Consider the following 9,693-nt stretch of genomic DNA (forward strand, 5'->3'; position numbering starts at 1 on the left):
CAGCATGTTTCTCCTTGGCAATGTCGATGCCTATGACAAGAGTGGAAGTGGAAATACGCTCTACACGTTGATTTTGAGCTTTAATTAGTCTAGACTTCATAATAACGCCTCCTAAGGTGAGTTCTGAGGGCCGCAACCCAGTACATACTCATCCTAGCGAGGCGTCCGTTTTTCTGCAAATTGAATCTACTAACACCTACAGGAATGTTAACGGGTACGATAGCACAGAAATCACAACAAGGCCGTCTCGGTATCAATCGGACGGCCATTAAGCTATCGGGCAGTAATATTAAAATATAATAAAATTGGGGTATTGACCAATTCTTTCCTGATGGTTAAAATGAGTTGTTCTTTTGTAACCATTTGTACGCCGAATATTTTATAGAGAAGAGGTTGAAAATCTTGATTGACTACGGTGCAGATTTATTTAAAGGTACCGCTTGGTATTACTCGCGATACAGACCGCTCTATCCTTCGTCGCTTGTTCGGTTTTTGGTTAACAAGTTTTCACTTAACGGCGAAGGTCGCTTGCTTGATTTGGGATGTGGAACGGGACAGTTAGCTCTAAGATTTAGTGATTGGTTTGAAGAAATAATAGGCGTAGATACTGAACCCGAGATGATAGATGAAGCAATTCGATTGTCCAACGATAACAGGGTGCAAAACGTTAGATGGTTGCAAGGCAAGGCGGAAGAAAAGTCAAGCGATTGGGGTTCATTTCGGCTGATTTTAATTGCAAAGGCGTTTCATTGGATGGATAGGGAGTCAATCCTTGAAATTCTATATAAAAGTTCTGACGATAAAAGCGGTATTGCTATTATTGATAACTATAATGAGAAGCAAGAACCGTTACTTTGGCAACTCAAGGTAAATGAAATAGTAAAACGTTGGCTCGGGAACGAAAGAAGAGCAGGTAACACCACATATACGCCTCCAAAGGAAAGGTTCGAGGACACCGTAGCGAAATCAAGTTTTATAAATGTGGAAAGACATCTTTTACCGAGTTATTCCTACACGTGGACAGTAGATTCTATTATCGGAAATCTCTATTCCACATCATTTGCATCAAAACGTCTTTTTGGTGAAAACCTAGAGCGATTTGAAACTGAGTTAAAATCCGCTTTATTCGACATTGACTCTAATGGCGTGTTTACTGAAGAACTATCCGTAAGTGTGATTACTGCTTTTAAGTAAAGTGAAGTAGTTTTTTAGGACTATATTTAGGAACTTGCCGCTGGCGGTTTCTTTTTGATTATTGAAATAACGAGTACGATAGTGCGGAACTGCCTCAAGGACAGTTCCTCTTTGATGTTCATTGAAGTAAACGGGCAGTTATGCGAAGTAAAGGGGGGATAATTAAGAATTATGGATTGGTTATTTTATTAATGTAACGGAACTGAGTGTTAATGAAAAATAGTCCCGATGTATGCACAATTCATCGGGACCTGCTATTACAGTTTCGACTTTCGTTACCCCATACCCTGTAACCTTATGCTTGAGCTGTGGGGCGAATCACGATCTCGTTCACATCAACATCGGCCGGCTGCTCGATCGCGTACGCAATCGCACGGGCAATGGCTTCCGGTGGCATCGCGAACTTGTCCCGAGACTCTTCGAGCCGGGCCCTCACCTCCGGATTCGTCACACCTTCAGCGAAATTCGTCCGGACGAAACCGGGTGAAATGATCGTGACCCGCACCTTCTCGCCGGCTTCCTGGCGCAAACCCTCGGAGATGGCGCGGACGGCGAATTTCGTGGCGGAATAAACTGCCTGGTTCGGTACCGTCTTATGTCCTGCTGTAGAAGCGGTATTGACGAAATGTCCGAAACCCTGCTTGCGAAAGACAGGCAGTGCTGCGGCGATGCCGTACAAAACACCTTTTATATTGACGTCGATCATGTCCTCCCAATCCTCGACGCGCAAGTCGTCAAGAGGAGAAACTGGCATAACGCCGGCATTATTCACGAGAACGTCAATCTTGCCGAACCGCTCATTTGCCAAATTGATGAGGTTGGTCAAGTTGTCTCGCCGTCTGACGTCTGTGCTCGCATAGGCGACTTCACCGCCTACTTTCGCGATGCGGGCCGCCAGAGCCTCTAGGCGATCTGGTCGGCGCGCCCCAAGTACGACTTTCGCACCACGCTCAGCGAGCAGAAGCGCAGTTGCTTCGCCAATTCCACTGCTTGCGCCTGTAATGACAATAACTTTATCTTTGATTCCTGACATGGTTACATTCTCGTTCAATCTCACAACCGAGATCCTTCTTTCATCTGAATTTGTCTTTCGCCTTGAATTATAAGAAATATCAAATTACAGTAGGTAGACGATTCTAACGCATTCCTTGCCTATTCCTGTCCGGTTTGGGTACAATATTCTTATCAGATTGATCGAAACAGGATTGGTGAATAAATTTGAACCAACTCGTTGCCGAGTTAGCTCGGCAAATAGCACGTCATACGCCTATGGACGGTTCGCACAAAACAGCGATTCCGGAGCTTTGTTTCAGGCGTGCATCTCAGGAGTCGGAACCGACGCATACCCTCAACATGCCCTCTCTTTACATGATTGCCCAAGGCTCCAAGATTGCCACATTAGCCGGCGAAAGCTTTTTGTTCGATTCGGGGACTTATATGGTTACCTCCGTACATCTGCCGGTTATCGGGAAAATTACTCATGCATCGCCGCAGACGCCTTATTTAAGCTTAGAATTAACGCTCAGCCCAGATGTCATTCTGGATATAAACAAGAAATCTAGCCCGCAGAATAGGGGAGAGACGGGACGGGGTATTTTGGTCAATCCGTCCACCCCTCCTTTGCTAGATGCGATTCTGCGCCTCGTCAATCTTTTAGATACACCCACGGATATCGAGATGCTAGCTCCACTCATCATCCGAGAAATATTTTATCGAGTACTGCAGGGCGAGCAAGGAGCGTTGATCCGGCAATTTGCCGTGATCGGAAGCTATGCACAAGGCATTTCAAATGCCATACATCTGATCAACCGTGATTATTCTAAACCTCTCGTCATTGAAGAGTTAGCGAAAAAAGTAAGCATGAGCCCAACATCCTTGCACAAGCGTTTCAAAAGAGTAACGGGAATGAGCCCCCTTCAGTATCAAAAGATCATTCGATTGCAAACTGCACGCCGATTGATGCTCACGGAAGGCTTGGATGCTGCAACGGCAGGATTTCGCGTCGGTTACGAAAGCCCTTCCCAGTTTAACCGGGAATACGCCCGCCTATTCGGACGCCCGCCGATGAGAGATATCAATCACCTGCGCGAATCTTTTTATGAAAGTCAGTGAATTGTTTAATACTGTTTTTATGTATTATGTAATTTATGCCTGAGAATTCAATGTTGGTTGAACTAACGGGAACGATAGCATCATGACAAATAGGCAGCCGACATCTTGGGTGACTGTTGAACTACCAGCAAATAACTCAATTACCCCAATTCCTAGAGATTTTTTCGAAGAAAAACGACTACTCGAGGGATCACTAATCAAGTAGGGAGTGTATGCAAATCGGTTGGTTTTGTACCTAAATATGTGTATGAGGAGGATGAGCCTGCAAAGCTGAGCACGCTTGTGGAAGCCGGAATCGGCATCGCCTTCATGCCAGGCAAAGCTCGGAATTCACGTGAGCAAATCAAATATCTCCAAGTGGACAATCACGAATTGGAAAGGCAGATCGCATTACTTTGGCACAGAAGCCGGTACATTTCGCGGGCCGCTCTGGAATTCCGTGAGGTCGTTGTTGAATATTTCAGGGCGCTGGGTAATCGGAATTGAAAGAAGCTCCTGCTGGGCTATAATTAGAGCTATCATGAAATATATCAAGTCATAGGATGGGGCAATCCGGTATGCCGATTATATCCACCAAGCTGTATATCCCCCTGCCACGGAGTAAAGCTGTCCAACGGCCGTGCCTGATCGAGCAGCTAAACGAGGGGCTGGAACGCAAGCTGACTCTCGTCTCCGCCTCCGCCGGCTTTGGTAAGACGACTCTGGTCGGCGAATGGGTCGCCGGCTGCGGCCGGCCTGTCGCTTGGTTGTCGCTGGACGAAGGGGATAACGACGCTGCGCGCTTCCTGCAGCACCTTATCGCTGCTCTGCAGACGATTGGAGAAAATGTTGGTGAGAGCGCAATTCGTGCGCTCAAATCCCAGCATCCGCCGTCGATCGAATCGATTCTCACGATGCTGCTCAATGACATCTCGGCCCACCCGCGCACATTCGTCCTCGTCCTTGACGACTACCATGTTCTTGATGCCGAATGGCTCGACGATGCCTTGAGCTTCCTGCTCGATCATCTCCCGCCGCAGCTGCACCTGGTCATTGCCACACGTGAAAATCCGCAGCTTCCCCTGGCACGGCTGCGCGCCCGGGGCCATCTGACCGAGCTGCGCGACTCCGACCTGCGCTTTACTCCCGGCGAGGCGGCCGCATTCCTCAATCAGGTGATGGGACTGGGACTTACGGAAGACGAAATGACCGCTCTGGAAATACGTACCGAAGGCTGGATAGCGGGGCTTCAGCTGGCGGCGCTCTCGATGCAGGGGCGCAAGGACATCCCTGCGTTCATTCGGGAATTCGCCGGAGACAATCGGTACATTATGGACTATCTTGTCGAAGAGGTCCTGCAGCGTCAGTCCGGCCCCATCAGGAGCTTCTTGCTTCAAAACTCCATACTCGACCGGCTTCATGGCCCATTATGCGACGCCGTCACCGGCCAGAAGGAAGGCATCGCGCGTCTTCAGTACCTGGAGCGGGGCAGCTTCTTTGTCGTTCCGCTGGATGACAGGCGCCAGTGGTATCGCTATCATCACCTGTTTGCAGAGGTACTCTCTGTGCATTTAAGGGCGGATCAGCCCGATCAGGTAGCTGATCTGCATCGGCGCGCGAGCATATGGTACGAGCAGCATGACATGGCGGACGAGGCGATCCGCCATGCGCTGGCCGCCGAGGATTTCGCGCGAGGGGCGGACCTGGTTGAGCGGGCGATTCCGGCTCTCCGAAGGAGCAGACAAGAGGCTGTGATGCTGGGCTGGCTGAAGGCGATCCCTGACGAGTTGGTCCGCTGCAGGCCTGTGCTTTGTGTTTGGTATGCCGGAGCGTTGCTGGCCGGCGGCAAGCTGGAGGCCGCCCAGGACTGGCTGCATGACGCCGAGCAGTGGCTGGTGAGGGCGGCGGACCTGCGTGAGCGGCAGCAAGCGCTGCCGGCTGAGTTCGTTGTTGTGGACGAGGAGGAATTTCGCCGTCTCCCGGGTTTGATTGCCATGTACCGTGCCGGACTGTCCCTGGTTCTCGGCGATGTGCTCGCAGCCATGTCACACGCCAGACGGGCGCTCGACCTCGTGCCTGAGGACGACCGACTCCCGCATGGAGCGGCAACTGCGCTCCTGGGACTCGCATGCTGGAGGAGCGGGGAGCTTGAGGAAGCACGCCGGATGTTCGCCGAGGGCATATCAAGCGTGCAGCAGGCCGGGGCTATCTCTGACGCGATCAATGGCGCGATCGCTCTGGCTGAAATATTGATGGCGCAAGGCCGACTCCGCGAGGCGATGCGTACCTATGAGCGGGGCTTGCAGCTAGCGGAGGATCAAGGCGAGCCTAATCTGCGGGGAACGGCAGACATTTATGTGGGAATGAGCGAGCTCTGCCGTGAGCATAACGATCTTCATGCCGCCACGTAGGTTCTGCTGAGAAGCAAGGAGCAGGGCGAGCACACCGGGTTCCCGCAATATAAGTACCGCTGGCGCGTCGCAATGGCTCGAATTCGGGAGGCCGAAGGAAATGGGAAAGGCGCGCTCGAGCTACTCCAGGAGGCTGAGCGCCTGTATATGAGCGACTTTTTTCTGGATGTGCGTCCTATTGCGGCGTTGAAGACACGGGTGTGGATCGCGCAAGGGAGGCTGGGCGAAGCTCTTGACTGGGCACGGGAGCAGGGTCTGTCCGTCAATGAAGACCTTTGCTACCAGCGCGAATTCGAGCACATCACCCTGGCCAGGGTGCTCCTGGCCCGGTATAAGAGCGGCCGTGAGGGCCACTTCATGCTTGAAGCAATGGGACTTCTGGAGCGTCTTCTTCAGGCAGCGGAGGAAGGCGGGAGGACGGGGAGAGCAATCGAAATCCTGATCGTGCAGGCCGTCGCTCACCATATGCAATGCGACATCTCTGCTGCGCTTGCGCCGCTGGAACGTGCCCTGAATCTGGCAGAGACGGAGGGCTACGTCCGTAGCTTCGTGGACGAAGGGCAACCTATGGCGGTTCTGCTGAAAGCGGCTGCGAAAAAGGGGATCGCCCCGAGCTATGTCCGGCGCCTTCTGACAGCCTTTGACAAGGCTGAAGGAGGAACGCCAGGCAAACAGGTTGTGAGCAAGCCGCCGAGCGAGCCTTTGAGCGAGCCGCTGAGCGAACGTGAACGCGACGTGCTTCGGCTGCTCGGAACCGACCTGAGCGGTCCGGACATTGCCCGCGAGCTCATGGTGTCCCTCAACACCCTGCGGACGCATACCAAGAATATTTACGACAAGCTTCAAGTTAACAGCCGTCGGGCCGCAGTCCGCCGCGCTGAGGAGCTCGATTTGTTGTAGCGAGCCCTATTACAATCACCCCCGCCCTGGCTGGATTGCTTGGGCTTTTTTTTATTTTTTTCCGCAAAGCCCCCTATTGAAAAATCACCACATCAATCACCACATATGGTGATGCCGTCTCACCACATGAAGCTGTATCTTTGGATTACGAAAGGAACGCCTGAATCGTCGTGAAGATGCAGCCACTGAGGAACATGATGGAGGAGGTTAAGAATGAGCGAAACACAAGGAACAACGAAAGACCATCACGAGCCTGAACTTTACGAATTTCGACTCAAGGGCCACCTGGATGCCCGATGGAACTACTGGTTTGACGGGCTAAGCCTCACCCACGAAAGAGACGGAACAACCGTCCTCATTGTCCAAGTAGCCGATCAGCCCGCATTACACGGCTTGTTTAGGAAGGTGCGCGATCTCGGCCTGCCCTTGGTGTCAGTCATTCAGATTGATCCCAAACAGGCGAATGGACAAGGTGGCTACGCGAGCACAGATCACAATTATTCGAGAAAAAAGGAGCCAAACACATGAACACGAATCGACAAACCGCAGTCATGAAAGGCAGCAGCAGCCCGCATGCCAAGCGGCGCGCCGCGATAACAGCCCAGAAGCTCATTCGCAGCGCTGGCTTTGCAGCTATGGCGTCGGGGATCCTGTTCATCGTCATTCAGACAATCCATCCAGCCGATATTCTTTCGTCAGTCACCACCGGGCGGTGGGCAATCATCCACTGCTTGAGCGTCGCCATGTGCTTCCTCGGCCTGATCGGCATTGCGGGGATCTACGCCAGACAAGTGGAAGAGGCCGGTTGGCTGGGTCTGGCCGGCTATCTCCTGCTTAGCCTGTTCTATGCGCTCACCATGGCCTTTCAATTCGTCGAAGCCTTTATCTCGCCGGTGTTGGCGACCGAAGCGCCAAAGCTTGAGGAGAGCTTCTTGGGAATCGTGAGCGGGACTGTCGGCGAGGTGAACCTCGGGGCCCTCGCAACGGTATATGCGCTGACAGGGGTACTGTATTTGCTCGGCGGCCTGCTGTTTGGCATCGCTGTGCTGCGTACCGGAATTCTGTCGCGCTGGGGGGCTGGACTGCTTGCGGTCAGTACCATTTTACCCCTCTTATTGTCTTCGTTGGTCCATCACCCATACGATCGGATTTTTGCATTGCCGATGGGAATAAGTCTGGCTTGGTTGGGATATTCGCTCTGGAGTGAGCGGCGTGAGAAAGCCTGATATGCAAACGAATGTCTACACGGAAAATCAAGCCCCTGGCGTGCCTCAGCACAAGGAGTCAAGGAAATCTGCGTCTCAGAAAATCAAAGCGGCGGCAAAAAAAGCTCGGCAAAGCGGTTTGTCGCCGCACTTCTCCTTCTGAGCGTCATTCCCCTCTCCGCAGGAGCCTTCCGTCTTGCCACACTGGCCGGCGGCGCGGAAATTACGCCGGACAACGCACGGGCGTGCCTCAATTAGAAATTTTTCGAAGTTGTAGTGATACTCCCAATAAAGGATTATTAAAATCGGCTAAAGGAGAGAAATAGGAAAACTCTGTTTATAATTATTCATTATCCAAAGGTCGATCATTCCGCTAACGGAAAACGATAGTTGAATTAATAAAGGAGCAGTTTGCCGCGGCAGCTGCTCCTTGCTTTCATTTCAATTGTATTATTCAAAAATTTAAGTGGTCTGATATATTTATTTTGTTCTATATAAGTTGAATTAAAGATGTTCCACAATTTTGTCTGACTCCATGCGCACACAGAGACGATCAATTATTACTTGAGGCTCTTTCATGACGGACTCCATGAAGGAGCGAACGTTGTTCCGGATCTCTGCTACGGTGTGGTAGAAGACGTTGTTTATGACATCGCCTTTGAGCCACTTCCAGAGCCCTTCCACAATATTGAGTTGCGGACTGTACGGCGGTAGGAAGACAAATGTGAGTCGCTTATTTTTACTCAGAAAGGTTTCAAGCATCTTGGCGTGATGAATTCGAGCATTATCCAGAACCATCGTGATGTTTCCCGAAGGGTAGACGTCTAGCACCTTGTTCAAGAAGTTCAGAAACGTTTCTGCCGTGTACTCTTCATCTTCGTGCCAGACAATATTTCCTTTGCAATAGTCGACGGTCGAGAGTAACTTTACGCCGCGATGCTTACCTGTTGTCCGAATCACCCGTTGCTTGCCCTTTTCAAACCACGTTCGTTGCAGGGCTTGATAATCACGGATCATGCTTTCATCTTCAAACAAAAGGTGATCAATTTCGCCATCTTCAACCCTTTTTTAAAGCTGGAAACGTTTCTTCGACAAACTGTTTCTGCTTTACAGAGTCTGCAGCGTCAAGGGTATACGTGGGCTTCGTATAACTCATATCCATATGCTCCATGAGCTTGGAGGCACCACGCAAGGAGTATTTACGTCCATACGTACGCTCAATGTAGTCTACAATGAGCTGCAACGTCCAATTGAATCTGGCGGTGAAGCCGACATCTGCTGGTACTTGATTTACGATGACACGCTTTAACTCGTCCCGTTGAGCTTTCGTTAGTCGTGGTGATCGTCCTGGCGAGACCCGAATGATAAGACCAGAAATCCCGTCCTTTTCGTAGGCATGGATGTATTTGCGAATCGTTCTCTCAGAACGACACATAATGGTTGCGATTTGGTTTACAGGCACGCTCATTAATCGTAAACGAATAGTCTGGAGTCGTTCATACATCCGACGATCCTTCGTTGATTTCAATCGTTCCTCAACTGCAGATAGGGCTTCTTTATTTTCCATCCCGTTCACCACCTCATCAAGGGTTCTTTCTAACTTCGACGGTGACGGCACGAATACCTTCCTGATATTGGAAGGTCATTTGTTCAACTTATATAAGAAAAAAGTAATTTACTCAAACTTCGCAGAGCGAAATTAGTCTTAAACCCTTGATAAATAAAGCTGTATCAGGATAATAATCTATCCCTTGCAAAAATAGAAAACACCGCTTCCATTTGGTATAGTGATTGTGTCGAGCAACCCACTACCACACAGAAGAGGTGTCCTCTATATGATAGAGCAAAAAGAGCCCTGCAATCAACTACCAAAAGAAATTAAACCGGCTTTC

At 50.6% G+C, this 9,693-nt stretch carries 8 protein-coding genes and 1 pseudogene; 7 read left to right on the plus strand and 2 right to left on the minus strand.

The window, feature by feature from the left end:
• Positions 1-402: 402 nt before the first annotated feature.
• Positions 403-1,194, plus strand: a complete 792-nt coding sequence (locus O9H85_RS37055) for a class I SAM-dependent methyltransferase (protein ID WP_269886326.1) — start codon at positions 403-405, stop codon at positions 1,192-1,194.
• 295 nt (positions 1,195-1,489) lie between these two features.
• Here O9H85_RS37055 and O9H85_RS37060 read toward each other — a convergent pair whose 3' ends face one another.
• Entirely contained in the window at positions 1,490-2,227 is a 738-nt protein-coding gene (locus O9H85_RS37060; protein WP_409348272.1) for an SDR family oxidoreductase, read from the minus strand.
• A gap of 185 nt (positions 2,228-2,412) precedes the next feature.
• Between O9H85_RS37060 and O9H85_RS37065 the strand changes: the two genes are divergently transcribed.
• From O9H85_RS37065 to O9H85_RS37090, 6 genes and pseudogenes are all read left to right on the plus strand, one after another.
• On the plus strand, positions 2,413-3,306 hold the full coding sequence (locus tag O9H85_RS37065) for an AraC family transcriptional regulator (RefSeq protein ID WP_269886328.1): 894 nt from the start codon (positions 2,413-2,415) through the stop codon (positions 3,304-3,306).
• 189 nt (positions 3,307-3,495) lie between these two features.
• Entirely contained in the window at positions 3,496-3,792 is a 297-nt protein-coding gene (locus tag O9H85_RS37070) for a LysR substrate-binding domain-containing protein (protein WP_409348273.1), read from the plus strand.
• A gap of 824 nt (positions 3,793-4,616) precedes the next feature.
• Positions 4,617-6,281, plus strand: a pseudogene (locus O9H85_RS38175) (hypothetical protein); the annotation flags it as partial.
• Positions 6,264-6,596: a LuxR C-terminal-related transcriptional regulator gene (locus O9H85_RS37080; RefSeq protein WP_269886332.1), complete on the plus strand. Its 333-nt coding sequence runs from the start codon at positions 6,264-6,266 to the stop codon at positions 6,594-6,596. The pseudogene O9H85_RS38175 and the gene O9H85_RS37080, both read left to right, overlap by 18 nt.
• A gap of 213 nt (positions 6,597-6,809) precedes the next feature.
• The gene (locus O9H85_RS37085; protein WP_269886329.1) at positions 6,810-7,124 is read left to right on the plus strand and encodes a hypothetical protein; all 315 of its coding nucleotides are present in this window, start codon (positions 6,810-6,812) and stop codon (positions 7,122-7,124) included.
• Positions 7,121-7,822: a hypothetical protein gene (locus O9H85_RS37090; RefSeq protein WP_269886330.1), complete on the plus strand. Its 702-nt coding sequence runs from the start codon at positions 7,121-7,123 to the stop codon at positions 7,820-7,822. The genes O9H85_RS37085 and O9H85_RS37090 overlap by 4 nt, the downstream gene beginning before the upstream one ends.
• A 483-nt stretch (positions 7,823-8,305) precedes the next feature.
• On the opposite strand, the gene O9H85_RS37095 is transcribed toward O9H85_RS37090, so the two are convergent.
• Positions 8,306-9,368, minus strand: a protein-coding gene (locus O9H85_RS37095) for an IS630 family transposase (RefSeq protein WP_269886331.1) whose coding sequence is annotated in 2 segments (ribosomal slippage) — positions 8,306-8,863 and positions 8,865-9,368 — 1,062 coding nt in all. Because the reading frame shifts where the segments join, the coding sequence is not laid out codon by codon here.
• Between the last annotated feature and the right edge of the window lie 325 nt (positions 9,369-9,693).

This window comes from Paenibacillus gyeongsangnamensis (genome assembly GCF_027533625.1).
GTDB lineage: Bacteria > Bacillota > Bacilli > Paenibacillales > NBRC-103111 > Paenibacillus_G > Paenibacillus_G gyeongsangnamensis.

What these genes read in the sequence shown, in the direction of transcription:
- O9H85_RS37090 (WP_269886330.1), top strand. Translation starts at nt 7,121, where the DNA reads ATGAACACGAATCGACAAACCGCAGTCATGAAAGGCAGCAGCAGCCCG.
- O9H85_RS37080 (WP_269886332.1), top strand. Translation starts at nt 6,264, where the DNA reads ATGGCGGTTCTGCTGAAAGCGGCTGCGAAAAAGGGGATCGCCCCGAGC.
- O9H85_RS37060 (WP_409348272.1), bottom strand. Translation starts at nt 2,227, where the DNA reads ATGTCAGGAATCAAAGATAAAGTTATTGTCATTACAGGCGCAAGCAGT.
- O9H85_RS37085 (WP_269886329.1), top strand. Translation starts at nt 6,810, where the DNA reads ATGAGCGAAACACAAGGAACAACGAAAGACCATCACGAGCCTGAACTT.